This window comes from Streptomyces sp. NPDC005483 (assembly GCF_040606035.1).
GTDB lineage: Bacteria > Actinomycetota > Actinomycetes > Streptomycetales > Streptomycetaceae > Streptomyces.
On record NZ_JBEXEA010000038.1, the window covers coordinates 48,980 to 74,330 of the forward strand.

Sequence of the window (25,351 nt, forward strand, 5' to 3'; positions counted from 1 at the left end):
TGCGGAGTCATCCCAACGTCCACCGCTGGCTGCTCCCGCCGTTGCAGGTCTGCAGCTCGGCGAGGGTGCCGTCGGCGGTGGCCCCTCCGGCGAAGTCCAGACACAGGCCCGACTGGACGCCGGTGATCGTGCCGTTGGTGTTCAGCGTCCACTGCTGATTGCTCTGGCCGTTGCACGACCAGATCTCCACCTTCGTCCCCGGTGTGGTCTGGTTGTTGTACGCGTCCAGGCACATCTGGGCGCTGCCGGAGTAGACGGTGAACTGGTGGGACGCGGAGTGCGTCCAGGTCTGGTTGGCGCCGCCGTTGCAGCTCCAGATCTCCACCTGGGTGCCGGCGGTCGTGGTCGAGTGGGGTACGTCCAGGCACTTGCCCGCGCCCACCGCGTGCACCGCGCCGGTCACGCCGGCGCCGCTGGTGCCGCCCGCGACCCGGTACATCACCGTGCCGTGCGCCGGGACCGAGGCGCTGATCGTGCCCGAGGTCGTGGAGGACACCCCCGACCACAGGTCGGTCAGGGTGTAGGCGGACGCCCCGGTCTTGCCGATCGCGGCCGCGGTGGTCGAGATGGTCGCCGTCGAGCCCGTCTCGTTGAACAGCGCCACCGACACGTCCCCGTTGGCCAGAGGCTTGGCCAGCACGTCCCGGCCGCCCGAGGAGGAGACCATGGTGCCCTGCTTGCCGAGGGGGTCCTGGTCGACCGCGATCACCCGGGCGTTGGTCAGCGTGGACAGGGTCTCCGCACTGGCCGAGGGGATGTTGGTGCCCGCGATCAGCGGCGCGGCCATCTCCGCCCACAGGCTGAACTCGCTGCGGCTCTCGGTGGTCGTCATCGAGCCGTTGCCGACCTCCAGCATGTCGGGGTCGTTCCAGTGGCCGGGGCCCGCGTAGGAGGCGAGTCCCACGTTGCTGTGGAAGATCGACAGCATGCTGGAGAAGTCGGCGCTGATGTCCCCGGTGGTGCGCCAGCTGTTGCCCACGCCGGCGCCCCAGGTCCACACGTTGTCCTGGCCCCAGTTGCACAGGCTGTACAGGATCGGCCGGCCAGTGGCCGCCAGGGCGTCCCGCATGGCGGTGTACCGGCTCTGCGCGGACACCCCGTTGTTGTTGCAGTTGTCGTACTTCAGGTAGTCCACGCCCCACGACGCGAACGACTGGGCGTCCGTGCTCTCGTGGCCCAGGCTGCCCGGATATCCGGCGCAGGTGGCGGTGCCCGCGTCCTCGTAGATCCCCAGCTTCAGCCCCAATGAGTGCACGTAGTCGGCGGTGCCTTTGATGCCGTCGGGGAACTTGGCCGGGTCCGGCACCAGGTGGCCGCCGGAATCGCGGTTGTGGGTCATCCAGCAGTCGTCGATGTTGACGTAGGAGTAGCCCGCCGCCTGCATGCCGTTGGTGTGCATCGCCTGCGCAGTGGACTTGATCAGCGATTCGGAGACGTTGCAGCCGTACGCGTTCCAGTCGTTGAAGCCCATCTGCGGGGTCAGGGCCAGCCCGTTGCCCAGCGCGGCGGCGGGCTGCGCGGTGCCGAGGGAGACGAGCGGGACGCCTGCGCAGAACAGCGCAACCGAGAAGGCGATCGCCGGCGTCCGGCGCAGGGACGATCGGGGCAGGCGTGACAAGAGGCGACCGATTTTCATTATGATCATGTGCATGTCATCAACTCCTGGGCCGGGTTGGGCAGAACACGCCCACTCGCGGAGCGCATCCGTCGATCAGGGGCATGCGGGGCAGCGGGGTAGGCCCCCAGCGGCCCTCCGGGCGTGCCGGAGGGCCGCCTCCCGCGTGGGACAGAAGGTCTCAGCGGTATCCGGCCGCGATGACGTTGGCCTGGACCGCGTTGTCGGTCGCGTCGGAGGGGTAGCCGGCGACGATGGCCCCCTCGTAGAAGGTGCCGGCGCTCAGGTTGGCACCCCCACCGGGCTTGCAGCAGTCACCGCCGCTGCCGAGAACGATGGCGCCCTGCTTCTTCATCGGGCTGTATCCGCCGGGCAGCGCGCCGTCCCACAGAGTGGTCAGACCGCCGGACTGCGCGTTGCCGCCCTTGAGGGCGAACCTCGACGTCCCGTTGTTCTTCAGCATCGCGGTGACGAACTTGACGGGGAAGGCCCGCTGGTTGGGGTTCCAGGACTGGCTGCCCCCCGAGTACAGACCCCATTCGAGGTCGGCCTGGACCCAGGGACCGCTTCCCGAGCAGCCGCCGAACCAGCACTCGGTGCCGAAGTTGATCGCGTCCATCGCCCCGGCCGCGTCGGCCTTCCGTGTCGTCTCACTGTTGCCGTAGTCGAAGCAGCAGCCGCTGTTGACGTGGGTGCCGCTGGTCACCATGTACGCCCCCTCGGGCGCGCTGCCGGTCGGAACGCCCGTCAGATGACCGTCCCGCCAGTAGCTGTTGCCCGGATTGATGTACAGCGAGTACGCCTTGGTGCCCCCGGCGGTCAGCGACTCGGAGGTCGCTTTCGCGGGACTGCTCTGACTCGATCCCGGAACCTGGGCCGACCCCTGGTACCACAGGTCGTTGCCGCGTCCGGACTGGTCGTAGACGACCGTGATCACACAGGAGGTGCCCCCGCAGAACGAGTCCTGCACCGCCGCGTCGGCGAAGCCGCCGGCCGCCCGTACCCCGATGTTCCTGGTCGCGTTGTCCGAGGCGCGCCTGACCTGGTACAGGCTGCCGCTGTACGACCCGTAGAGCGCCCGCACGGTGCTGTGCGCGGCCACGCACGGCGTACCGCCCGCGGAGTAGATGTCACAGGGGCCCGACCCGCCGGGCGCGGGCGGAGGTGTCGAGGTGGTCCACTTCTGGTTGGTCTGGCCGTTGCAGGTCCACAGGATGACCGCGGTGCCGTTGGCCGTGCCCGCCCCGTTGACGTCCAGGCACAGGCCGGACTGGACACCGGTGACGGACCCGTCGGCGTTCTGCCGCCACGCCTGGTTCGACTGCCCGTTGCACGACCAGATGATCACCGGGGTGCCCGGCGCGGTCCGGTTGTCGTAGGCGTCCACGCATCGGGTGCCGCCCATCGTCCTCAGCTCGCCCGCCGGGGTGAACTCGAACGCCTGGTTCGGCTGGTTGTCGCAGTCCCGGACGTCGAGCGCCGTTCCCGGTGTGTCGACGTTGCCCTTGACGTCCAGGCACCGTCCCGACGCCGAACTCACCAAGGGCGCCGGCGTCGACGCCGGGGCGGGTGCCGGCGCGGACCAGGTCTGCGACGTCGCCAGCATCATGGCCAGCAGCGCCATCACGGCTGTAGCGGCGAACGCCGGTAAGCGTCGTCTGCGAGCAGTAGGACTCCGACGGGAAAGGGGTGAAGGCCGCATTCTGTTCCTCGGGATGTGGGGGAAGGGGACAGAGGGTGCTGTGCCTGGCCGAAGGGATGTCCGTGGACCGCCGCCGCCACCGGCATGGCCGCGGGATCCGGACGCCTCATGGTGGTGCGGGCGCTCGAAAGCACTCACAGGAACCACTCAGACATCCCATGTCCTAGTGATTCCACAGGTCCATCATCGAGTCAATACGCTCGACACACCCAATCCGGCTCTGATCCATCCTATGTATTGCACCTGGTCAGAGCGTTCTGCAGGCATGCCGGAGCCCGCGTCCGGCGAGGGCCACCGGGCCGGGCGCGGGTGTATGTTCCGGTCACCCCGAAGTGCTCCGGGGGGCGGGAGCGCGCGCTGCGCGCCGGGTCACTTCATCTGAGGCTCCAGTGCTGGTCGGCGCGGCCGTTGGAGTTCCAGATCTCCATCTGGGTGCCGTTGCTCGGCTGGCCGCCCGGTTCGTCCAGCACCCTGCCGCCGGCGATGTTCGTCAGCACGTGGGAGCCGTTGAAGCCGTTGCCGAGCACGTCTCCGCTGACCTTGTGCGGTGGCGCGGCTGACGATCCGGTCGGCCGGGCCGAAGGTGAGGTTGCCGCCGGACGGTTCGGTGGTGTCCCACTTCATCGCGTTCTCCGGGGTGATCATGTTGGATTCCCGGCTGCCGCGCCCACCAAGCCGGTGGCCGAGGTCGGCGCCCTGCGGAGCAGGGGGTTCTTGTTGAGCCAGGACATCGAGGATCAACCGCGCTCAGGAGACCGGCAGAGCGGTCCACTGCTGGTTCGTTCCGCCGTTGCAGTCCCACAGGACCAGCTGCGTACCCTCGGCGGTGGACGCGTTGGGGTCGTCGAGGCAGCGCCCGGAGCCGGGGTTGCGGTATCCGCCGTTGTACGTCTGCCATTGCTGGTTGGTTCCGCCGTTGCAGTCCCAGATCGCGATCTTGGTGCCGTTGGAGGTGCCGCGGCCGGTGGCGTCGAGGCACTTCCCGAGCGCCCGCAGGGTGCCGTCGGAGCGCGCGGACCAGGTTTGGGCGGCGGAGCCGTCGCAGGACCGGATCTCGGCGGCGGTCCCGTTGGCGCTGTTTCCGCCGCTCACCCCCAGGCACTTCCCCGCGATCCCGGAACGCACCTGCCCGCCCGTGGCATCCGGCGGCTTGATCCAGCCCGCCGCGTCCGCCGCCTGGATCCCCGCGTTGAAGGCGTCCGCCATCTTGCCGAAGCCGCTGTCGTTGGGGTGCAGGGAGTCGGACAGGTCCGCGGCGGTCAGGGCGCTCATGTCCACCAGGCGTACGTGCTTGCCGGCGGCCTGCTCGGCCTGGACGATCCCGGGCAACTTGGCGTTGAACGCGGGCCGGTTGGCCTCCTCGGTGCCGCTGGTGGAGATGATCACCGTGCCGACGAGGACGGTCGCGTCGGGTACGGCCCTGGTGATCTGGTCGATGAGCGCGTGGAGCCGGTCGGCAGCGGTCGGGATCTGGTAGTTGCCGTTCAGGTCGTTGGTGCCGATCTCCAGAGTGACCACGTTCGGGCGGTAGCGTGCCAGCACGGAGTCCGCGATGCCGGCGATCTGGTCGATCCGCCAGCCGGAGTGGCCTTCGTTGTCCGGGTCGGACATGGTGCCGTTGCGCCCCGAGCCGACGAGGTCCAGGGTGTGCCCCTCGGCCGCCAGCTTGTTCGCGAGGAAGCCCCGGTAGCTGTTCCCGGACGGGCTGCCGACGCCCCAGGTGATCGAGTCGCCCAACGGCATCAGCCGCAGGGGCGTGGCCGCGGCGGCGCGTACGGCGGAGGGCTGCGTCTCGGCGGCGGTGGCCGCGGCGGGCCACGCAGCGCCCATGACGAGGGTGGCCGTCAACGCGGCTGCCGAGGGTGCCCGGTACTTCTTCATCAGCGTTCCTCACTGGGTGCGGGTCAGTGGGTGGGGGTGAACGAACCGCCGGTCCGTGTGGGCGTACCGGGGGCGTGAATCGGTAGCACAGTTGGCTGTTCTGGTTCTTGAAGGAATTCGAGCCGTCCGAGGGCTGTACCGGCAGCCACAGCGCGCCGGCGGCCGCTCCGTCGGCGGCCTGCTGCACGATGTTCGGTGTACGGCGGCCGTGGGGCCGCCCGACACCGCCACGGCCTGTCCTGCAGCCGGTGGGGAACGCGCCGCCGCCCGACGACTGGACGCCCGCCTGCGATTCGGTCGGACGGGCGGAAGAAATCGGGAGGTGCGCAGGGCGCGGGACCGGGAGCGGCGAAGCACCGGCTCCGGGTCCCGCGCGGTCCGTGGCCGGTGGTGAGACCGGCCCCGGGCTGGAGCCGTTCCCCTCAGCCGAGGCTCCATCGCTGGTTGGAGCCGCCGTTGCAGGTCCACAGTTCGGCCAGGGCGCCGTTGGCCGTGGAGGCGCCGGTGACGTCCAGGCAGAGTCCGGACTGGGTGCCGGTGATCGTGCCGTCGGAGTTCAGCCGCCACTGCTGGTTGGCGCCGCCGTTGCAGGGCCAGGTCACCACCTTGGTGCCGGCGGTGGTCTGGTTGTTGTACGCGTCCAGACACAGCTGGCTGCTGCCGCTGTATACGGTCAGCTGGTCGGAGGAGGTGCGGCTCCAGCTCTGGTTGGCGCCGCCGCTGCAGTCCCAGATCTGCAGTTGCGTGCCGGCCGTGGTGGACGAGTTCGGCACGTCCAGGCACTTGCCCGCGCCCACCGCGTGCAGCGCGCCCGTGCCCGTACCGCCGGTCGCGTTGCTGTAGCCGACCGCAGTGATGTTGGCCTGCACCGCGTTCTCGGTGGCGTCCGACGGATAGCCGGAGGTCATCACGCCTTCGTAGAAGGTGCCTTGGGCGCCCTTGCTGTTGTCACCGCCGATGCCCAGGATGATGGCGCCCTGCTTGCGCATCGGGTTGTAGCCCGCGACGTTGGGCCGCGGACCGTCGTAGAACGTGGACAGGCTGCCCGACTGCGCGTTGCCGCCGCGGATCGCCCAGTGGTTCGGGCCGCCTTTGACGATCGCGGTCGTGTACCGGTGGTTGATGGTCGGATCGTTCGCGTTGTAGTGCTGGTTCACCCCCGAGAACAGGCCGTTCTCCAGATCGGCCATGATCCAGGGGCCGTTGCCCGAGCCGTAGCCCCAGACCTTGATGTTGCCGAAGTAGATGGCCTCCATGGTGCCGTTGCCGTCGTCGTTGCTGTCCGTCTCGGCATTGCCGTAGTCGAAGCAGCAGCCGCCGTTGTAGTGCGTGCCGTCGAAGATCGCGTACATGCCCTCGGGGTTGTCCCCGGTCGCGACGCCGTTGGTGTGGTTGTTGCGGTAACCCGTACCGGGTGCCACGAAGACGCCGTAGGCCTTGTGACCGCCCACCATGGTGGGCGCGGCCGTCGCGTTCGCGAGGTTGTCGGGACCACCCGCGGCACCGCCGCCGGGCGCCTGGGTGAGGTTGTTTCCGCGACCGGACTGGTCGTAGATGATCGAGATCAGGCAGGTCGTCCCCGCGCAGAACGAGTCCTGCGCGGCGGCGTCGGCGTAGCCGCCCGCACTCAGGACGCCCACGTCCCGGGTGGTGTTGTCCGAGGCACGCCGCACCTGGTAGAGCGGCCCGTTGTACGAGGCGTACAGCGCGCGCGTCGTGCTGTGAGCCGCCACACAGGGCGTTCCTCCTGCCGCGTAGAGATCACACGGTCCGGACGTGGCGGCCCGGGCGCTCCCGGTCGTGGCCATGACACCGGTCAGTGCGCCGACGGCGAGCACGGTCGCCGCCCCCACCCGTGCGAATGCCTTCGGCCCAGAGCTGCGGGAGCGCTCCCACGATCGGGCAGATGCGTGGACCACCTCATTTCCCGGCCTTCCGCGGCGCCGTACCGCAGCGAGCAGTCGTTGGACGCCACCGCGCCCGAACAGCACATGGCGTCTCGTACCTGTCGTTCCCATCCGATCTCCCTACCGTGCCGACGGAACCCAGGCGGGTTCTGTGCGGGGGGCGCGGACACATGCGGACGCGCCTGAAGGTGCCGATCTTTCAGCGGGATTGCAGAGAGGTTTCGGGGGGAGACGGTGCTCCCGATTCCGCAGTGCTGTCAAGGGCCCCGGCCTCCTCCGTCCGGCCCGGCTGCCGAATCGGTTCGATCGCCGATCTCCCCGGCTCCCCGTCGACCGGCTCGCTCGAACAGATCCGGCGTGACAGCGGATGAGCGGTGGCGCGCCCCCACGCCGACGCGGCGCGGCGCGGCGCGCGGGTCGGACCGACGGCCGGGCCGCGATCGCTCGGGCACCCGCTTTCACGCCGCTGACCTCGGGTGCGGCCACCGAACTGCGGTTGACGAGGGGTCAGAGCGCACCGCACCAGCCGGTGAGGCGGTCCCCGATCCGTCCCGGGCGCCCTCTTCGACGTCCGGCACGCCATTGCCCCCGCCCCTCGACGGTCGTATCGTCTCGTCGAAGCGCTTGCGCCGAATCGATTCGATTCCGCCTTCCCGCAACGCGTGAGACGCGGATCGCGTGACGGGCCCGGCAGCCCGGTCGCTCCCCTCGTACTCCTGGTGCCCGGGCGTTCTGTTTCCGCGTCGCGGCGCGGACCGTCGAAGCCCGCTGGACCGGGCCCTTCGCGGCTCCTGGCGCGCCCCGTGAAGGGGGCCGGTCCATGCGACTCATGTGGACAGCCGGACCTGCATCCAGGACGCCCGGGTAGCCCTTCCGGGCAGTTGGCTCAGCAGCGCAACCCTGGTCGACTCGGCGAGGGGGGTGGTCGGGCGGCCGATCAGGCGCGAGAGGTCGCGCCGCTGGCGAAGACCGGCTCGCCCTGTCGCCGGGCACGTGCTGGTCGAAGCGCATGTGGTGGTTCTCGTACGGATGGCGCCGCGACTGCGTCAGCCCGGCCTGCGCGGCAGGCGCTAGCTGGTCGAGCCCCTCCCCCATCAACTCCTGCCGTCACTCGCCGACGCCTCACCCGCCTGAGGCCGTCCTCTCCGACTGGCCCGTATTTGACGATCTGCGCGACACGCGAGATGACCGCAGGCGCGTTCTCCGCACTCCGTGATCCGATCGCCGGTCTTGCGCGCACATTGCGGTCGAGGAGTGACGATCAAGTACGAGTGGCGAGGCGACTTCGACACCGCGCAGCCCTCAGTGCACCGCACGCCGACGCCTTCGGCCACCCGGTCGCCGGGGCCGACTGGCGGGAACGACTTGAGCGTCACAGTCTGGGTTGGGTCTGCGCCTGGGAAGACGGCGTGCTGATCGGCTTCGTCAACGTGCTGTGGGACGGCGGAGTTCACGCCTTCATCCTGGACACCGTGGTCGCCAAGCGCCTCCGGAGAACCGGTGTTGGCGCCGCGCTGGTCGCAGCGGCAGTCAACGAAGCTCGTGCCGACCGGTGCGAATGGCGGCATGTCGACTTCGAGGAGCACCTGCGTTCCTTCTCCTTCGATGCCTGCCGTTTCACGGAGACGACGGCCGGCCTGATTGCCCTGTAGCGGCAGTCACTTCACGGGACGGCCCGCCGCCCGTGAACGCGGCGGGCCGTCTTGGCGGCGCCTGCAGGTGTCAGCTTGGTCGGCCTCATCAGCCGGCCTGAGCGGGTTCCGGCGTCACCTCCGCCAGAACAGATGATGTGTCACGCCGCTCGGGCTGGGCACGACCTCCAGGTGGAAGCGGTCGAGCAGCTCATCGGGAGACTCCCAGGGTCGTAGTCCGGTCCCGAGTTCTACCGGTGAGACCGCCACGTGCAGGGTGTCGACGAGGTCGGCGTCGAGGAACTGCCGGATGGTGGTGACCCCGCCGCCGAGTCGGACGTCCTTGCCCTGTGCCGCTTCGCGCGCGTGGTCGAGGACCGTGGCCAGGTCACCGTCGACGAAGTGGAAGGTGGTGTCGGACAGGGTGAACGACGGACGCGTGTAGTGGGTCATAACGAACACCGGCGTGCGGAACGGGGGTTGCTCCCCCACCAGCCGCGCCAATCATGGTCCTGCCAGGGCCCGCGCTGGGGCCCGAACTTGTTGCGGCCCACGATCTCGGCACCGATGTTGCGTGCGAAGTCCCGCCTGAAGTAGTCGTCGAGACCGCGGCTTCCCCGAAGTCGGTGCGCATGGGCCAGCTCGCCGTGGCTCCGGCCCAGGCGAACAACCTCTCGGCATGGTCAACACCGAACGGACTCTCGAGACTCTGGTGCTCACCGGCACCGATTCCGTCACTCGAGACGTTGAAGTTCATGACTCCCAGCAGTTGATCCACGTGTTTCCTCGTCCAGTTGTCGCGGCACCGTGCGGCAGGCCGCCGCACATCATGACGTCGAACGGGATGTGGCCGAATCGACAGCGGCCCACAACTTTTTCATGGCAACCGGATGCGTTCGGAGGTTCGGTCAGTCAACGCCACGAACGCTCCCGCGGCATCGACTACCCGTGGGCTTGGGCGACGCGGATGATGCGGGCTGCCCGGTCCACGTTGCCCCGCTCATGCGCGCAGACCGGGTCGCGGCGCGTTGATCGCTCAGCCGGTGAGGGGTGTGCAGCGTTGTTCGATCCGCCGCTCTGGCCGGAGATCCGTCCCCAGTAGCTCACGCAGTGACCGGGGTGGCCGATGTACACCGGACCGGCGTAGGTCGTGTAGGAACCGTCGTCGAACTCGGGGTCGACGTCCTGGGCGTCCGTGACCGCCGCCAGCATCGACACGGCGGTGCCGGGACGGGCGCGCACGGTGACCACGCAGTCCTGCCCGGTCGAGGGGCTGTACGTAAGGTAGACCGTGCCCGCCGTACCGACCGGCGCCGAGTCGACGACCGCGTAGCCCGCCCCGCAGACACCGTTGTACTTCGCCGGGGGTGTCGCCGCCCCTGCCGACGGCGCGACGACCCCCATGGCTGCGACCATGGCCGCTGCGACCGTTGTGACCGCTGCGGCACGCTGAATGATGTTCATGTGAATCCCCCGTTTCGTCGACTGCTCCAACAACTTGTCGACTTCGAGGGATTTGACCGCCGCCACCTGAGCGACGTTGTAGGCCACCGCCACCGGTCACTGAACCCGGACACGGAGTGAACGGGTCCGTGTCCCTTCCTCCTCGGGAGCAGTGGCAAGGAGCCCGGCCGCATCTTCGACACGACCCCTCCCGCACACGGACCCGTGTTGCATGTCGGGTGTCTCTCAGTACTGCTGTACGGCCGCTCCCCTGTGGGATGGCGTCCTTGTCGTGAACGGCGGGAGCGGGTCCGGTGTGGCGGGCTCAGGCGTCGGCGGTTGCCGCGGCCAGCAGCCGGGCAAGTTCGACCGGCCTGGTGATCATCGGCCAGTGGCCCGAGTCGATGTCGGCGAACTCCAGGTGCTTGGCGTGGGTGACCTCAGGCGCGTCCCCGGCGTCGATCCACTCCTGGGCCTGGGCAGGGGTGAACTCGGGACACACGAGCAGCATCGGAACGTCGAACCTGCGCTCGTCCTCGAGCCGCACCGTGCCCTTGGACACCTGCTCGGGCACGGGGATCGCCGCCGAGGCGATGCGGCAGCGCGTCTCCTCGTCGAGGTCGGCACACTCCGGTCCTTCGAACGGGCCCCAGCCGGGAAAGGGCATCACGCCGTCCTTCGTCTCGAAGAAGTCGGCGTACGGCTGCCGGTCGCCGGACGGGAAGCCGCCGATGAGGGCCACCTTGGCCACCCGCTCCGGCCGGGCGTCGGCGGCAAGCCAGGCCAGGGTGCAGGCGGCGGAGTGGCCGACGACCATGGGCCTCTCCGGCGCCGCGTCCACGGCGGCGAGCACGGTCGCCACCTGGTCCCGCAGCGTGGCGGACCCGGCCCCGTCGCCCTGTCCGGGCAGGGTGAGCGCCACGGGGCGGTGGCCGAGTTCTTCGAGCGCGGGCACGACGTCGTCCCAGGCGGATCCGTCGAGCCACAGGCCGGCGATGAGCAGGATGTCCATGGATCAGTTCTCTTTCCCGTGAAGAACGCGAAGACCGTGAAGCCCGGCAGGTCGGTGCCCTCACGCTACGACGGGTTCCGGACAATCCACTTCCGGTATATCTCGGCACCGCCTAGTCTGCTCGGGTGCCGACCGAGCTCAGCCCCACCGCGCGAGCCCTGCGCACACTGGAGATCCTCCAGTCCCGTAGCGCGGGCGTGACCGCCGACGAGCTGGCCGCCGCCTTGGGGGTCACGGAGCGGGCCGCGCGCCGCTACGTCGGGATCCTGCGCGAGACGGGCATCCCCGTTCACTCCACCCGGGGGCCCTACGGCGGGTACCGGCTGGGGCGCGGGGCGCGGCTGCCGCCGGTCCTGTTCACGCAGTCCGAGGCGCTGGGCCTGGTCATGGCGGTCCTCGACGGTCAGCCGGCGGCCGCCGACCTTCAGGCCGACGACATCGTCGCCACCGCCCTGGGCAAGGTCATCCGGGCGCTGCCCGAGAGCGTCGGGCGGCAGGCGGCCGCGCTGCGCGAGCACGCGTCGGCGGCGCCCGACCGTGATACGGCCCGTCCGGATCCCACCCTCACGAGCACGCTCGTCGCGGCCAGCGCGGTGCGACGCCGCGTGCTCCTGAAGTATCGCAGTGAGTCCGGCAGCGAGTGGGAGGCCGAGGTGGATCCATGGGCGGTCGTCGTCCGCTACGGCCGCTGGTACCTCCTGTGTCACTCCCATCACGCGGACGCGATCCGCACCTATCGGATCGACCGCATCCGCGCGGTCCGCGAGAGCGCTCGCGGCTTCGAGATGCCCGATGGCCTCGACCCCGTGGCAGTACTGGAGGAGAACCTGGGCCAGGGGTGGGCGTTTGCCGCACGGGTCGTGTTCGAGGCGCCGATGGACCAGGTGCAGCCGTGGATCCGCCCGCCCATGGGACGGCTCGAACCCTCCGGCGAGGGGTGCGTGCTCGTCGGCAGCACGAGGAATCCGACGATGTACGCGCAGGAATGGCTGGCCCAGTTGCCGCACGCCTTCCGTGTCGAAGGCGGCCCGGAACTGCGCGCGGCGACGAGTGCGCTTGCCGCGCGTTTCACCGCGGCCGTCACGGATGAGCGTTGAGCCTTCCTCGCGAACGGCCGTACCCGCGGGTGTCGACGTGGCCGCGCGTCGCGTGTGACCGCGCGTCGCGAGTGGCCGCGCGTCGTACCCGGCGCGTGAGCGCATCAAGCGCGATGCCGCCGAGGCACCAGTGCCGTGAGGCTCGCCCCGACTTCAAACGCGAGACTCCGCACAGCCGCCTCGCATAAGCCACTGTGACCATCGGCGTGGGAGGCATCGCGACGCTATTCACAACCCGCAGTTCTCAATACCAGAACCAGCAACTGTTGGATTTCTAGATCGCCGATTTCTAGAGTGAGCACGCGACGTCGCGCTGCACCTCGGAAGTTGCTCGTCGAGGATGTCGTCACGAAGTGCTGCTTCCGCCTGAAATGCTCACGTCACAACGAAAGAGACACATGAAGACCTTCACCCTGCCCGGCACCGACATGGTGGTCCCCAACGTCGTCCTCGGACTGATGCGCATCGAGAACATGACCGACGAGGCGGTGCGCAGGCTCGTGCACACCGCGCGCGACAACGGTGTCACGTTCCTCGATCACGCCGACGTCTACGGCTCGGACGACCACGGTTGCGAGCGCCGGTTCGCGGAAGCCATGAAACTCAGCTCGTCGGAGCGCGAGCAGTTCGTCATTCAGACGAAGGCCGGCATCGTCAAGGACGGGCCGTACTTCGACTTCTCCCACGACCACATCGTCGAGTCCGTGAACGGATCACTCCAGGCACTGAACACGGACTATCTCGACATCCTGCTGCTGCACCGCCCCGACGCCCTCGTCGAGCCGGAGGAGGTGGCCCGCGCCTTCGACGAGCTGTCGGCGGCAGGCAAAGTACGGGCCTTCGGCGTCTCCAACCAGACCCCCCGACAGCTCGACCTGCTGCGCAAGCACGTGACGCAGCCCATCGTGGCGAACCAGCTGCAGCTGTCGATCACGCACGCGCCGATGATCGCGCAGGGCGTCGCCGCGAACATGCAGGGCCTCGATCAGTCGCTCGTGCGCGATGACGGGATCGTCGACTACTGCCGCCTGCACGACATCACGATCCAGGCATGGTCGCCCTTCCAGGCCGGGTTCTTCGACGGCCCGTTCCTCGGCTCCGAACGCTTCCCCGAGCTGAACGCGGTGATCGACCGGCTGAGCGACAAGTACGGCGTGCCGGCCGAGGCGATCGCGGTCGCCTGGATCACGCGCCATCCCGCACAGATGCAGGTCGTGCTCGGCACGACCACGCCCGAACGCGTCACGGCAGCCGCGCTCGGTTCCGACATCCCGCTCACCCGGTCCGAGTGGTACGAACTGTTCCGCGCCGCGGGGTACACGGTCCCGTAGCCGCGACCCCTTCCTGACGGGTTGCTGGGCCCGACAGCACCGGAATCCCTGATCACGCCGTATCGCCGGGGACGTACCCGTGGACTCCGCGCTGGTGCGGAACCCCCCTGCGGGCCGGAGGCGGCCACGACGGCCAGCAGGGCGGACGGGATCCGGGGCAGTGATCGCGGACCGGGACGATCGCTCCTGACTGGTCCTCGTCCGTCCCGATATCTGCTGCTCGCGGCTCGACATCGACCTCAACCGTCACCGGCGCGGCACCCACGCTGTCACCCCCCGAGCATGCAGCCGGCGCGTCCTGGCGACCACGTCACCGCGGCCGCCAGTCGCAGGGCTCGTCAGGTGCGGGTCCAGCGTTGGTTGCTGCCGTTCGAGCAGGTGTAGAGCTGGATCAGCGTGCCGTTGGCGGTGCCGGCCGAGACGGCGTCGAGACAGAGGCCGGACTGGACCCCGACGATGGATCCGTCGGAGTTGAGGCGCCACTTCTGGTTGTCACCGCCCCAGCAGCTGTAGATCTGGACCTTGGTTCCGTTGCCGGTGCCGGCGGCGTCCAGGCACTTGTTGCCGTAGACCCTGAGTTCGCCGGCCGTGGTGGACGTCCACTGCTGGTTGGTGCCGCTGTGGCAGTCCCACAGCTGGAGCTGGGTGCCGTCGGTGGTGCTCGAGTTCGGGACGTCCAGGCAGCGGCCCGACCCCACCCCCTTGATCTGCCCGCCCTCCGCAGGGGGCGTGGAGGTGCCACCGTTGAGTGCGTTGAGGACGGCGGTGTAGGCGGGCTTCTTGCTGCCGTCGCCGTTGAAGAGCAGCGGCGTCTGATCCGCTCGCCAGGAATCGCTGTCGCGCACACCCCAGACGGTGATGCCGAGGCAACGCGAGACGGCCAAACAGTCGTTGGTCACATTGGCGTAGGTCGTGGCCGGGGCACCCTGGATGTCGAGTTCGGTGATGGCCACGTCGACGCCGAGGGCGGCGAAGTTCTGCAGGGTGGTGCGGAAGTTGCTGTTGTAGGGGCTGCCGCTGTTGAAGTGCGACTGGAAGCCGACGCAGTCGATCGGCACGCCGCGCTGCTTGAAGTCCCGGACCATGGCGTACATGGCCTGGGTCTTGGCCCAGGTCCAGTCCTCGACGTTGTAGTCGTTGTAGCAGAGCTTGGCGGCGGGGTCCGCGGCGCGCGCGGTGCGGAAGGCGACCTCGATCCAGTCGTTGCCGGTGCGTTGCAGGTTGGAATCGCGACGGGCTCCCGAACTGCCGTCGGCGAACGCCTCGTTCACGACGTCCCATTGGGCGATCTTGCCCTTGTAGTGGCTCATCACGCCGTTGATGTGGTCGATCATCGCCTGGCGCAGGGTGCTGCCGCTGAGGCTCTGCATCCAGCCGGGCTGCTGCGAGTGCCAGGCCAGGGTGTGTCCGCGGACCCGCTTGCCGTTCTGTACGGCCCAGTTGTAGACGCGGTCACCGGCGGTGAAGTTGAACTGGCCCCGCTGCGGCTCGGTGGCGTCGATCTTCATCTCGTTCTCGGGCGTCACCATGTTGAACTCGCGCCCAGCGATGGTGGTGTAGGCCGAGTCACCCAATCTGCCTGAGGCGATGGCGGTGCCGAAGTAGCGCCCGCTTTGCGCCGCGGCGGCGCCGAGCGTGCTCTCGGCGGCTTGTGCGGTCGTCGGCGTGGCCAGCGCGACGACCGTGCTGAGGGCGCCCGTGAGCAGCACCATCAGCGCACTGCGGATCTTCCGGCGGACTACGGATCTGGGAAGGGCGTTCACGCCCATGGCAGTGCCTCCAACATAGACATCACGGACTGACTGGAGCGCGCGGAGAAGCGCCGGTCACGTCCTTCGGCGGGCGGGGCGTACGGCATCTGACCTGCCGCCGTTGTGCCGGGCGGCGGGTGACGGGCCATCACGGTGCGGCCGGGGCCGTCACGCAGCGTTGCGAAAAGGGGGTGGTGCAGGTGCTGGGGTGCGAGGACTTGCCGTGCAGCATGGCTTGCGTATGGCCGGCGAAGGCCGAGATATCGAACGCTTGCCGACCCTCGGGAGGGATGATTGGGGTGTTGACGGTGGATCGTCAATAGATTGCGCAAAGAAAGTTTCTCTCGCAATCGCGAAACATTCGAGACAGCGAAAGACTGTAAGTCGGCCCCCGGCGCCACTACTCACAGACACCACATGACCTAGGCGGCGACCAGGGCAACTGCGCGAGCGTCGGCACCTCACCCTCCCGCCCCTGATCAAAGCCCTTGAAGCGCTCGAACGGATGAGTGCCACCCCAGTCGATGCCGGCGTTTCCGATCGATCCGACAGCGCGCCACGTCCCACGGGGAGCAACTGATTGCAGACAGAACAGTGACAGCCCTTGACCAAGGGGCCGCTGATTTCTAGCTTGTGCCGTCGAAGGTTTCATGAACTGGCCGAAACTTTCGACAGGTCCACCGTCCCCGCACGGCGGCTCCGCGGTTCGCCGGCGCCACCTCGCCCCGCCCCCAGGAGGCTCTCAGATGTGGTTACGCCACCCCTCCACGGTCCTCATCAGACGCTTGCTCGCCGTCCTCTCCCCCCTGCTGCTGGTGGCCGCCTTCCTCGGCGCTCAACCCGCCAGCGCGGCGACGATCGACCCGAACGCCTCGTACGTCCTGGTCAACCGCAACAGCGGCAAGGCCCTGGACGTCTACAACATGGCAACCAACGACGGCGCCCGGATCACCCAGTGGACCAGAAACGACCAGAACCAGCAGCAGTGGCAGTTCGTCGATTCCGGAGGCGGTTACTACCGCCTCAAGTCCCGCCACTCGGGCAAAGTGCTGGACGTGTACAACTGGTCCACCGCGAACGGCGGCTCCGTCGTCCAGTGGGCCGACTCCAACGGCGCCAACCAGCAGTGGCGACTGGCCTACAGCGCGGACGGCTACGTGAGGCTCATCTCGCGCCACAGCAACAAGGCCCTTGAGGTACAAGGCGCTGCCACCGACGACAACGCGAACGTCGTCCAGTACGACGACTGGGGTGGCACCAACCAGCAATGGCGGCTGGTCAAGGTCGGCGCCGACGCTCCCGGTGCGTGCGATCTTCCGTCGACCTACCACTGGACGTCGACGACCGCGCTGGCGCAGCCCAAGCCCGGGTGGGTCTCGCTCAAGGACTTCACCGTCGTCCCGTACAACGGCAGGCAACTCGTGTACGCGACCACCCACGACACGGGGACGAGCTGGGGTTCGATGAACTTCAGCCTGTTCACCAACTGGTCGGATATGGCCTCGGCGAGTCAGAACACGATGTCCTCCTCCACCGTCGCACCCACACTCATCTACTTCGCCCCGAAGAACGTCTGGGTGCTCGCCTACCAGTGGGGCGGGACCGCCTTCTCCTACCGGACATCGAGCGACCCGACCAACCCCAATGGCTGGTCATCCCCGCAGGTGCTCTTCTCCGGGAGCATCTCCGGCTCGGGCACAGGCCCCATCGACCAGACGCTCATCGGTGACGGGACGAACATGTACCTGTTCTTCGCCGGTGACAACGGCAAGATCTACCGAGCGAGTATGCCGATCGGGAACTTCCCGGGCAGCTTCGGCTCGAGCTCCACCGTTGTCATGAGCGATACGACGAACAACCTGTTCGAGGCGCCGCAGGTCTACAAACTGCAGGGCCAGAACCGCTACCTCATGATCGTCGAGGCGATCGGCTCACAGGGCCGCTATTTCCGCTCGTTCACGGCCACCAGCCTCAACGGGTCGTGGACCCCGCAGGCCGCGACCGAGAGCAACCCGTTCGCCGGCAAGGCCAACAGCGGCGCCACCTGGACCAACGACATCAGCCATGGCGAACTGATCCGCACCAGCCCCGACCAGAGCATGACCGTCGATCCCTGCAACCTGCAGTTGCTCTACCAGGGACGCAGCCCCAGCTCAGGCGGCGACTACGGTCTCCTGCCCTACCGCCCGGGTCTGCTGACACTGCAGCGCTGACGGAGCGGGAGAGGTTCGACTCTCGTACGGGACCGGCGTGGGCGGACTCGGCGGACGACCGAGCCCGCCCTCGCCGGGGAGAGGGCGGCGCCGCTCACACTGAGACGGGATGGACGATGTAGACGTCGACCTCCCCATGCTCGGCTGCTTCATCGGCCGCCCTGTTCGTGTGGTTCTCGGAGCCCCTGAGACCGGTGTCCTTGTCCTCGACGCAGGTCCGCCGACCGTGGGCGGGACGGTGACGGCCGTCGTGGTGCCGGCCGCCTTCGTCATGGTGGGTCCGACAGCGAACGTCGTCGTACCGGAGGGAGCCAGCCACTCGCGGCCAGGGCGTAGTCCTGCGGTCCCAGGTTGCTCACCGGGACGATGTCCTTGCAGGCGTCCTCCAGACCCGAGTTCAGTGCGAGGCTGTACGCCTGCCGGGGCCACGTCACGACAGGGGTGGCGTCCGGGGCAGTCCGTGCTGCCACCCGAGAGTCCGAAGGCGGGAGCACGGAGACCGCGAAGACCGTGTCCGGCACTCTGTTCGGCCGCTCGTGTCCCGGCTGCGATCCGCTCTGAAACCGGCGGCAACCTTTTCGCGTCCGGCGGCCACTGAGTGGTGCAACATCGCTCGCTCTTCCGAACGGATGGACATGCAGGAGACAACACGTCAGGCCGCGCGGCAGCGGAGACGCAGGCGCCGGTTGATGATCGCCACCAGCAGCGGGCTGGCCGTCACGGCACTCCTCGTCTGCCTGGTCGTGGCGATGCGACCCGACCGCAAGGAGGACACGGTGTCGGCCGCGGCCACAGCCGTCACCGACTCCCAGCAGATCCCGCCGCCCCCGGCCACGCCCGGGCACAAGTCGTCCTCGCCGTCCCCCTCGGCGACCTCGGCGAGCCCGAAGGCCTCCGCGGCCACCCCCAAGGCCTCCCGCTCCTCCTCCGCAACGCCGTCGCCCTCCTCGGCCTCGCCGCGCACGGCCACCCCCGCCACGACCTCCCTGGCCGGGCGCATCCAGCCCAAGGTCACCTACCCGGGAGTCGCCACCGTCTACAAGGCCGGGGTCGGAGACGGCGCCTGCTCCTACGGTCCCAGCAGCGACATGATGATCGCCGCGATGAACACCACCGACTACGAGACGTCCAGGGCCTGCGGGGCCTACGTGCGCGTCCACGCGGCCAACGGCAACTCCGTCACGGTCCGCATCACCAACGAATGCCCGCTGCCCTGCGCACCCGGCCAACTCGACCTCAGCGAACAGGCCTTCGCGAAACTGGCCCCCACCTCCACCGGCCGGCTGGCCGTCACCTGGAGTCTGCTCAGCCCCGACGCGGCAGGCACGATCTCCATCCGCTACAAGACCGGCTCCAGCGCCTATTGGTGCGGCATCCAGGCCATCGGCCACCGCAACCCGCTGGCCCGGCTCGAGGTCCGTACCACCAACGGCTGGCGCCAACTCGCCCGCACTGGCTACAACTACTTCCTCTCCCCCGATGGCAGCGGATGCGGCGGCGCCATAAGGCTCACCGACATCTACGGCCAGCAACTCACCGTCAACGGGATCGCAGTGCGCCCCAACGTGGTGCAGCCGACGAACACCCAGTTCGCACGACACTGACCTGCCACCGGCAGCGCGCCCGGCGATGGCGGCCGGCGGCTGCGGACGCGGGGTTTTCTCCCCCGGCCTTCACGGCCGGGGGAGAAAACCCCGCAGTCCCGCACCGCGTCCGTGGGGGTTACGGCAGCGGCGGGTAGGCGTTCTTGATCAGCTGCTGGAACTGAGCGGAGAACCAGCGTCCGGCCAGCGGGGAGTCAGGCAGCGCGCCCGTGAGGTTGTTGCCGTTGCGGGCGTTGCCGCCGTAGGTCGGGTCGCACATCCGGTCGAAACCCTTGCCCTCGTCGTTGGGAATGGGGGCACTGTTGCCGTCCGACTCCCCCGGCGGCTTGACCCACACATAGGCGTCGATTCCCGCGGCCGGAGCCGCGGTCGGCCGTTCACCGATGCCCGCGCCGCTCTGGTTGCACCAGTTGCCGGCGTGGATGCGCCGGTCGGTACGGCTGGCGTCGACGTAGCCGTCCACGGTGGTCTGCGTTCCGGGACCGGTGGGCCGGGCGAGCCGCCCCAGCCGTTGCGCGAGGTGTCGATCAGCATGCCGAGTCCGGAGTCGAACCCCGCCGCCACGGGCTTGTCGCGCAGCGCTTGGGCAAAGGACTTCTCGTCCACGTACTGGTTCCAGTCCACCCACTTCGACTGGCGTACGGTCTGGCCGTTCACCATGTCGGTGACCTTGAGCTACGGCTCCTTGGTGGGGCTGTAGTTGGCGGTGTTGACGATGAAGCCCGCCACGTCGTTCACACTCGCGCCGTTCGACGTCGCGACCTTGTGGAACTCCTGCACCGCGGGACCGAGGTTGCTGTCCCAGCCGAGCCAGCCGTGGTGGGCGGCGTCGACGTAGTTGTACACGTTGGGAATGGCGCCCAGCTTGTCGAGGGCGTAGCCGACACCCTTCTCGTAGTTGCCGTTGCCCTTCATGGTCACGCAGGCGTTGGTGGTGGTGGGGGTCCCACCGGCGTTGGTGACCAGGTTGGGCAGCGAATCGGGTTCGATGACGGTGGCGATCCGCAGGCCCACGTACTTGGAGTCGGAGAGGAGTCGGGTGTCCGGGAGGTCCTCGGGGAACCCCGGTCTTCGGGCTGGGTGCTCGCGAAGTTGCGTGACGGCCGCGGCCCGGCTCGTTCTGTCCTGCATGCACCGGACTGCGAGGAAGCGCCGGCGGGTGCGCCGCTGCTCGATGCGAACCGCGCCCTGGACACGGCGGAACACCCGGGCACCCGGCGGTGCACGCTGTGCGGAGCCGCGCAGGAGCTGACGCCTCTGCTCCGCGGCTTCGACCACATCACCGACTCCGTCCCCGACGACTCCTGACCCCCGGCCGCCGCGCCGACAGCGGCCCTGGCGCGGCGGCCCAGCCCGGCGCGCAACCCGGCGAGCGCGCCCTGATCGCCAGCAGCGGCCGCGCCGCCCATTCCTGCCCTCCCACTCCTCAACTCCAGCCAGGGCATGGGCAAAAGAGGTCGCAACGGGTATGTCAGCGGCCCGACCACGCCCGTACGGTGGGAGGGGCCTGCACGAATGCGGCGGCGCCCGCGAGGCTCGCGCAAGAAGCGAGCGTGGTGGGTTGCACGGCGTCGGCTGCGGCCGAGCCGCGCAGCAGTTCGGTCAGGTCGTGGGGCTGAGCCTGTTCAGTGGTTGGAGCCGCTGCTGTGATGCGGTCGAGCCGGAAGCCCCGGCCGGCCTGTCGCGTGCGGCACCAGGCGATGAGGTACCACTGGCCGTCGGCGTGGAGTAGTCCGGACGGTTCCACCGCGCGGTCGCTTTCGCGCCCTGCCGCGTCGTTGTAGGACAGCCGTAGCACCGTGTTGGTGGAGAGGGCTTGTTCCACTGCGGCGCGGACTGTGGAGTCGGTCGGCGAGGGCAGCGTAACGATCCGTGCGGCGAGTTCCTGTGCCGCCGCCGCGGCGGGGCCGGTCATCGAGGCCGCGATCTTCTGGGCTGCTGTGCGGGCCGCGCCGGCGTACGGGGTGGCGGCGTCGGCTGTGGCGAGGGCGACGGCCAGCGCCGAGGCTTCATCGGCGGTGAAGTGGATCGGGGGCAGGGTCATCTCCGGGTCGATCGACCAGCCCCCGCCCCGCCCGGACGTGGTGCGTACCGGGACACCGGTCTCCATCAGCACCTGGAGATCGCGCTGCACCGTACGCGTGCTGACCTCGAATCGCGCGGCCAGCGCCGCGACCGTCAGCGGCCGTGGCGCCGCCGCGCGCAACTCCTCCACCAGCGCGTACAGCCGGGCAGTGCGGTTCATGACGGCGACGCTACCGTCCTGCGGTGGACAGGAAGTTCCGCTCGCGCCGCAGTTCGCGCTCGGTGACGGTCAGCGGGAACAGTGTGAAGCCGTGCATGGCCCCGGCGACGACACCGAGCTGCACAGGCGCGCCTGCCGCCTGCCACCGCCCGGCCATGAACAGCGAGTCGTCCCGCAGCGGATCCTCGGTACCGACGACCATCCGGGCCGGCGGCAAACCGGCAAGGTCGGCGAACAGCGGTGAGACCTCGGGATCACGGCGCTGCTCCGCCCCCATGCCCGGTGTGAACAGCTCATAGGTCCGCCGCAGCGAGTCGGTATTGCTCAGCAGCCGCTTCGAGCCGAACGATCGCTGGCTCGGCGTCATCGAAAGGTCGTAGGGGCCAAAGAGCAGATGGGCCGCCCGGAACGCGCCGGTGATGCCGTGCCGGTCGCGCAGGCGCAGCAGCGTCACGACACTGAGGTGAGCACCGGCCGATTCACCACCGATCAGCAGCCGTTCGGTGCCGAACTCGGCCGCGGCGTGCCGCACCAGCCACCGGGCAGCCGCTTCGCAGTCGTCGGGCCCGGCAGGGAAGGGGTGTTCCGGTGCGAGACGGTAGTCCACGCTCACCACGGCCAGCCGGGCCCGCTCGGCGAGCAGCCATAGCCTCTCGTCCTGCCCGTCCGCAGAACCGAATGCCCAGCCGCCTCCATGGATGTGCAGGTACACGCCGTCAACGTGGTCCGGCACGAAGACCCGTACCTTCACCCCGCCCTCAACGACGCGGTCTTGGCCGTGCGGCAGTCTTACCGGTGACGTGTCGCCACCGAGCCGGTTGCGCCGCAGGCTGGCCAGCAGGGTTGCGTCCGGCGCGGCTTCGCGCACCGGTCGGTTCGCGGCGGCGGCCTCGAATTGGTCGTTGAATGCCAGGGTCTCGGTGAGGCAGTCCTCGTCTGTGATCGTCATGCTGCCGACGGTCGCAGCCGTCCGCGACAGCGTCCTGTCACTGTTTCCCGGTGAGCCGCGTCACACTCCCGTCGTATCACTTACCAGGCCACCACCCAGCCCCGCGGACCGCATGACCGGCGTCTTCCTCGTCCAGCGGCGGCGCCCGGCTGTGACCAGAATCCGTTCACCAGGCGGGTATTGACGAATCTCGTGCCGATTCCTACTGAGCGTCGGTTGGACGTGACGACACGTCCGATCGACGCAGCCGGTGAGGGTACGGAGACTGACCGAGCAGGAGGTGCGGAAGCTGCAGCGGATCGTGCACCGGGGCACTACCAGCACGGTGCAGTTCCGGCGGGCGATGATGCTGCGAGCCTCGGCGGGCGGGGGTTCCGGTGTCCGCGCTGAGGGCCTTGGCCAGGTCGTCGACCGACCGTGTGGACACCCCATGGACGTAGGCTCCCATGATGACGGCATACAGGGCCTGGTCGATCCGGCGCCGTCGCTCCAGCAGCACAGGGAAGAAGCTCCTCCCGCGTTTGAACTGCCCGTTGAGGGTTGCACGGTGGCCCGCCTGCAGGCAGGGAGCGGAAGCCTCATAGGCACGCGCCCCTGGCGCACTCCCTAACCGTGATCGGCTACACCACGACAACGGACGCCATCGTCCCCCACTTGGTTGATGCTGACGACGCGGTCCAGGCCGCGGTCCTGGAGAGCGAACTCCAGTGTGGTGTGCGCGGTTCGGACGCGAATCCCTGGCCCCAAACTGTGAGCCGAGCTGCCAGCTCATCGCCACGGGGCGGGCCTCACCTCCGGCAGGAACTCGGGCACGGACAGCCCCGTGAAGCCGATCAGTTCGCCCGAGGCCAGGAGCTCGACGGCGAAGAGTCCGAAGCCCTCCTCGTCCCATTCCTCCTCCCGTCGGTCGGTGGCCTCGGCTGTGTCGTCCAGGTCGCGCACCGAGCCGTCGTCGATCCAGCGCATAACCCGTGGGTCCGCGTTGATGTCCGCCATCGGTGCGAGGTCGTCGTCGTGCCAGCTACGCAGGAGAAGACGGGGCGTGCGGATCTCGGTCATGCGTCCCCCGGGCGAAGGCAGACGCCTCATCGGTGTTTCCGCGCTCGCCCGCGCTGCCGCTCCGGAACCACAACGCAGCCGGTCGCGGGCCGGGCAGGATAGGCCCGGCGGCGGAACCGCGTGAAGGCCGCGTCACTGCGTCACACCGCGTCGTCCGCGCCTGTGGGCGAGTTGCAGCCGGGGGCGATGGCACCGGACTCGATCACGTCCTCGTAGACCGCGACCTTGTGGCGGATCAGATCGAGGCAGCGGTGCATCTCAGCCAGCTGCCCCAAGACCTTCTCCTCGTGCTCGCGCAGGAGGGCCAGCCGTTCGGGCTCCGTGCCGGCGCCGGCACGTGCCAGTTCCGTGTAGCGGCGGATGACTGGCAACGACATCCCCGAGGCGCGCAGGATCAGGCATAGGTCGATCCAGGCGACGTCGTCCTCGGTGTAGACCCGGCGGCCGCCGGCACTACGTTCCACCTGGCCAGCCAGCAGCACGCCCGCGCGCTCATAGAACCGCAACGTGTGCACGCTCACGCCGGACCGCGCGGCCACTTCGCCGATGCTCAGCCTCGTCTGAGACTCGGCCACCCGTCCCCCCGTCGCTATCTGAGTCAGACCAGCACTTGATCTAGAGCCGACTTCACATCCTAGGCTCACCGACACCGGGCCCGTGCGACGGCCGTCCGGCTCGTCCCTCACAAAGGAGCACTCCACCATGCGTTACCGCGTCCTCGGAGGCACTGGCATTGAGGTCAGCGCATACTGCCTCGGCACCATGATGTTCGGTGCCGTGGGCAACCCCGATCACGACGACTGTGTCCGGATCGTCCGCACCGCGCTCGACCAGGGCATCAACTTCGTCGACACCGCCGACATGTACTCGGCGGGCGAATCGGAGATCATCGTCGGCAAGGCGCTGCTGGGGCGGCGGGACGATGTGGTGCTTGCCACCAAGGTGCACTTCCCGATGGGTGAGGGCCGCAACCGCGGCGGCAACTCCCGGCGCTGGATCGTCCGGGAGGTGGAGGAGAGCCTGCGGCGTCTGCGCACCGACTGGATCGACCTGTACCAAGTGCACCGGCCAGACCACACCACCGATGTCGAGGAAACCCTGTCCGTTCTCGGCGACCTGGTCCGCGCGGGCAAGATCCGCGCGTTCGGGTGCTCGACGTTCCCGGCGGAGGAGATCCTCGAGGCCCACCACGTCGCCGAACGGCGCGCGCTGCAGCGCTTTCGGACCGAACAGCCGCCGTACTCTCTGTTGGCACGCGGTGTCGAAGCGAACGTCCTGCCGGTCGTGCAACGCCTCGGGATGGGAGCACTGACCTGGAGCCCGCTCGCCTCGGGCTTCCTCACCGGCCGTTACCGCAAGGACCGGCCGATCGACCTCGGCACCGGCCGCGCCGCGCTCACTCCCGCCCGGTTCGACCCCGCTCTCCCCACCACGAGGGCCAAACTGGACGCCGTCGAAGCGCTCGTCGAACTCGCTTCCGACCTCGGGCACACGCTCCCGGAGCTGGCAGTGGCCTTCCCGCTGGCACACCCGGCGGTCACCTCCGTCATCATCGGACCGCGCACGCTCGGACAGCTCGAAGACACCCTCAGGGGCGCGGCCCTCGTCCTTGATGACGACACGCTGAACCGGATCGACGCGATCGTCCCGCCCGGCACCGACCTGTACCACCCCGATGGCGCGTGGACCCCGCCCGCGCTCACCGACCCTGCCTGCCGTCGGCGGCTCCCGGACCAGCGTTCGGCAGCCTAAGGGCTTGCCGGGATTCAACACGTCGGTTTGATCTTGGTTGTGTCGGCGTCGAGGAATCGAGCTAAGACTTCGTCTCATTTGGCGAGTCGGCGGTAGCAGATGAGGGTGCAGGCGATGCTGGTGAAGGCTAGAAAGTGCTCGGCTTTGCGTTCGTAGCGG

General features: G+C 68.9%; 17 protein-coding genes and 8 pseudogenes. 8 read left to right on the forward strand and 17 right to left on the reverse strand.

Annotation, left to right across the window (positions count from 1 at the left end):
* Window positions 1–7: 7 nt before the first annotated feature.
* The 6 genes and pseudogenes from ABZT06_RS42280 to ABZT06_RS42305 form a co-directional block, all read right to left on the reverse strand.
* Window positions 8–1,636 (reverse strand): RICIN domain-containing protein, encoded by a 1,629-nt coding sequence (locus tag ABZT06_RS42280; protein WP_355753345.1) that lies wholly within the window; start codon window positions 1,634–1,636, stop codon window positions 8–10.
* A 160-nt stretch (window positions 1,637–1,796) separates the two neighbouring features.
* Window positions 1,797–3,239, reverse strand: coding sequence for an arabinofuranosidase catalytic domain-containing protein (locus tag ABZT06_RS42285; protein WP_355753347.1), 1,443 nt, complete (start codon window positions 3,237–3,239; stop codon window positions 1,797–1,799).
* Window positions 3,240–3,691: 452 nt separating this feature from the next.
* Window positions 3,692–3,844: an RICIN domain-containing protein gene (locus tag ABZT06_RS42290; protein WP_355753307.1), complete on the reverse strand. Its 153-nt coding sequence runs from the start codon at window positions 3,842–3,844 to the stop codon at window positions 3,692–3,694.
* Window positions 3,843–3,974, reverse strand: a pseudogene (locus ABZT06_RS42295) (endo-1,4-beta-xylanase); the annotation flags it as partial. The gene ABZT06_RS42290 and the pseudogene ABZT06_RS42295, both read right to left, overlap by 2 nt.
* Before the next feature lie 90 nt (window positions 3,975–4,064).
* Window positions 4,065–5,198 (reverse strand): ricin-type beta-trefoil lectin domain protein, encoded by a 1,134-nt coding sequence (locus tag ABZT06_RS42300; protein WP_355753309.1) that lies wholly within the window; start codon window positions 5,196–5,198, stop codon window positions 4,065–4,067.
* 422 nt (window positions 5,199–5,620) lie between these two features.
* On the reverse strand, window positions 5,621–7,006 hold the full coding sequence (locus ABZT06_RS42305) for an arabinofuranosidase catalytic domain-containing protein (RefSeq protein ID WP_355753350.1): 1,386 nt from the start codon (window positions 7,004–7,006) through the stop codon (window positions 5,621–5,623).
* A 1,353-nt stretch (window positions 7,007–8,359) separates the two neighbouring features.
* Here ABZT06_RS42305 and ABZT06_RS42310 point away from each other — a divergent pair.
* Window positions 8,360–8,757 (forward strand): annotated as a pseudogene (locus tag ABZT06_RS42310) (GNAT family N-acetyltransferase).
* A gap of 114 nt (window positions 8,758–8,871) precedes the next feature.
* Here ABZT06_RS42310 and ABZT06_RS42315 read toward each other — a convergent pair.
* From ABZT06_RS42315 to ABZT06_RS42325, 3 genes and pseudogenes are all read right to left on the reverse strand, one after another.
* Window positions 8,872–9,514, reverse strand: a pseudogene (locus tag ABZT06_RS42315) (dihydrofolate reductase family protein).
* A gap of 164 nt (window positions 9,515–9,678) precedes the next feature.
* The gene (locus ABZT06_RS42320; RefSeq protein WP_355753311.1) at window positions 9,679–10,200 is read right to left on the reverse strand and encodes a spore-associated protein; all 522 of its coding nucleotides are present in this window, start codon (window positions 10,198–10,200) and stop codon (window positions 9,679–9,681) included.
* Between the two features lie 304 nt (window positions 10,201–10,504).
* The gene (locus tag ABZT06_RS42325) at window positions 10,505–11,191 is read right to left on the reverse strand and encodes an alpha/beta hydrolase (protein ID WP_355753314.1); all 687 of its coding nucleotides are present in this window, start codon (window positions 11,189–11,191) and stop codon (window positions 10,505–10,507) included.
* A 125-nt stretch (window positions 11,192–11,316) separates the two neighbouring features.
* On the opposite strand from ABZT06_RS42325, the gene ABZT06_RS42330 reads away from it, so the two are divergent.
* Both ABZT06_RS42330 and ABZT06_RS42335 read left to right on the forward strand, forming a co-directional pair.
* Window positions 11,317–12,288 (forward strand): WYL domain-containing protein, encoded by a 972-nt coding sequence (locus ABZT06_RS42330; protein ID WP_355753317.1) that lies wholly within the window; start codon window positions 11,317–11,319, stop codon window positions 12,286–12,288.
* Between the two features lie 398 nt (window positions 12,289–12,686).
* A complete protein-coding gene (locus ABZT06_RS42335) occupies window positions 12,687–13,619 on the forward strand; it encodes an aldo/keto reductase (RefSeq protein ID WP_355753320.1) in 933 nt (310 codons plus the stop codon).
* 338 nt (window positions 13,620–13,957) lie between these two features.
* On the opposite strand, the gene ABZT06_RS42340 is transcribed toward ABZT06_RS42335, so the two are convergent.
* The gene (locus tag ABZT06_RS42340) at window positions 13,958–15,388 is read right to left on the reverse strand and encodes an endo-1,4-beta-xylanase (RefSeq protein WP_355753322.1); all 1,431 of its coding nucleotides are present in this window, start codon (window positions 15,386–15,388) and stop codon (window positions 13,958–13,960) included.
* Between the two features lie 728 nt (window positions 15,389–16,116).
* Between ABZT06_RS42340 and ABZT06_RS42345 the strand changes: the two genes are divergently transcribed.
* Window positions 16,117–17,583, forward strand: coding sequence for a non-reducing end alpha-L-arabinofuranosidase family hydrolase (locus tag ABZT06_RS42345; protein WP_355753324.1), 1,467 nt, complete (start codon window positions 16,117–16,119; stop codon window positions 17,581–17,583).
* A 269-nt stretch (window positions 17,584–17,852) separates the two neighbouring features.
* On the opposite strand, the gene ABZT06_RS42350 is transcribed toward ABZT06_RS42345, so the two are convergent.
* Window positions 17,853–18,053, reverse strand: a complete 201-nt coding sequence (locus tag ABZT06_RS42350) for a hypothetical protein (protein WP_355753326.1) — start codon at window positions 18,051–18,053, stop codon at window positions 17,853–17,855.
* A gap of 219 nt (window positions 18,054–18,272) precedes the next feature.
* Here ABZT06_RS42350 and ABZT06_RS42355 point away from each other — a divergent pair, with 219 nt between their 5' ends.
* Window positions 18,273–19,187, forward strand: coding sequence for an expansin EXLX1 family cellulose-binding protein (locus ABZT06_RS42355; protein WP_355753328.1), 915 nt, complete (start codon window positions 18,273–18,275; stop codon window positions 19,185–19,187).
* 118 nt (window positions 19,188–19,305) lie between these two features.
* On the opposite strand, the pseudogene ABZT06_RS42360 reads toward ABZT06_RS42355, so the two are convergent.
* Window positions 19,306–20,222 (reverse strand): annotated as a pseudogene (locus ABZT06_RS42360) (glycoside hydrolase family 6 protein); the annotation flags it as partial.
* On the opposite strand from ABZT06_RS42360, the pseudogene ABZT06_RS42365 reads away from it, so the two are divergent.
* Window positions 20,223–20,495, forward strand: a pseudogene (locus ABZT06_RS42365) (DUF6233 domain-containing protein); the annotation flags it as partial.
* 163 nt (window positions 20,496–20,658) lie between these two features.
* On the opposite strand, the gene ABZT06_RS42370 reads toward ABZT06_RS42365, so the two are convergent.
* Together ABZT06_RS42370 and ABZT06_RS42375 are read right to left on the reverse strand one after the other, a co-directional pair.
* Window positions 20,659–21,432: a YafY family protein gene (locus tag ABZT06_RS42370; protein WP_355753331.1), complete on the reverse strand. Its 774-nt coding sequence runs from the start codon at window positions 21,430–21,432 to the stop codon at window positions 20,659–20,661.
* 10 nt (window positions 21,433–21,442) lie between these two features.
* Complete coding sequence (locus ABZT06_RS42375) at window positions 21,443–22,381, reverse strand: alpha/beta hydrolase (protein ID WP_355753333.1); 939 nt, start codon at window positions 22,379–22,381, stop codon at window positions 21,443–21,445.
* A gap of 250 nt (window positions 22,382–22,631) precedes the next feature.
* Here ABZT06_RS42375 and ABZT06_RS42380 point away from each other — a divergent pair.
* Window positions 22,632–22,751 (forward strand): annotated as a pseudogene (locus ABZT06_RS42380) (IS630 family transposase); the annotation flags it as partial.
* Window positions 22,752–22,769: 18 nt separating this feature from the next.
* Here ABZT06_RS42380 and ABZT06_RS42385 read toward each other — a convergent pair.
* The 3 genes and pseudogenes from ABZT06_RS42385 to ABZT06_RS42395 form a co-directional block, all read right to left on the reverse strand.
* Window positions 22,770–22,892, reverse strand: a pseudogene (locus ABZT06_RS42385) (transposase); the annotation flags it as partial.
* A gap of 131 nt (window positions 22,893–23,023) precedes the next feature.
* Window positions 23,024–23,440, reverse strand: a pseudogene (locus ABZT06_RS42390) (GNAT family N-acetyltransferase); the annotation flags it as partial.
* Window positions 23,441–23,580: 140 nt separating this feature from the next.
* Window positions 23,581–24,015 carry a MerR family transcriptional regulator gene (locus tag ABZT06_RS42395; RefSeq protein WP_355753336.1) on the reverse strand — a complete coding sequence of 145 codons (435 nt, stop codon included), beginning with the start codon at window positions 24,013–24,015 and terminating at the stop codon, window positions 23,581–23,583.
* A gap of 127 nt (window positions 24,016–24,142) precedes the next feature.
* Between ABZT06_RS42395 and ABZT06_RS42400 the strand changes: the two genes are divergently transcribed.
* Window positions 24,143–25,192, forward strand: a complete 1,050-nt coding sequence (locus ABZT06_RS42400; protein WP_355753338.1) for an aldo/keto reductase — start codon at window positions 24,143–24,145, stop codon at window positions 25,190–25,192.
* Window positions 25,193–25,351 lie beyond the last annotated feature (159 nt).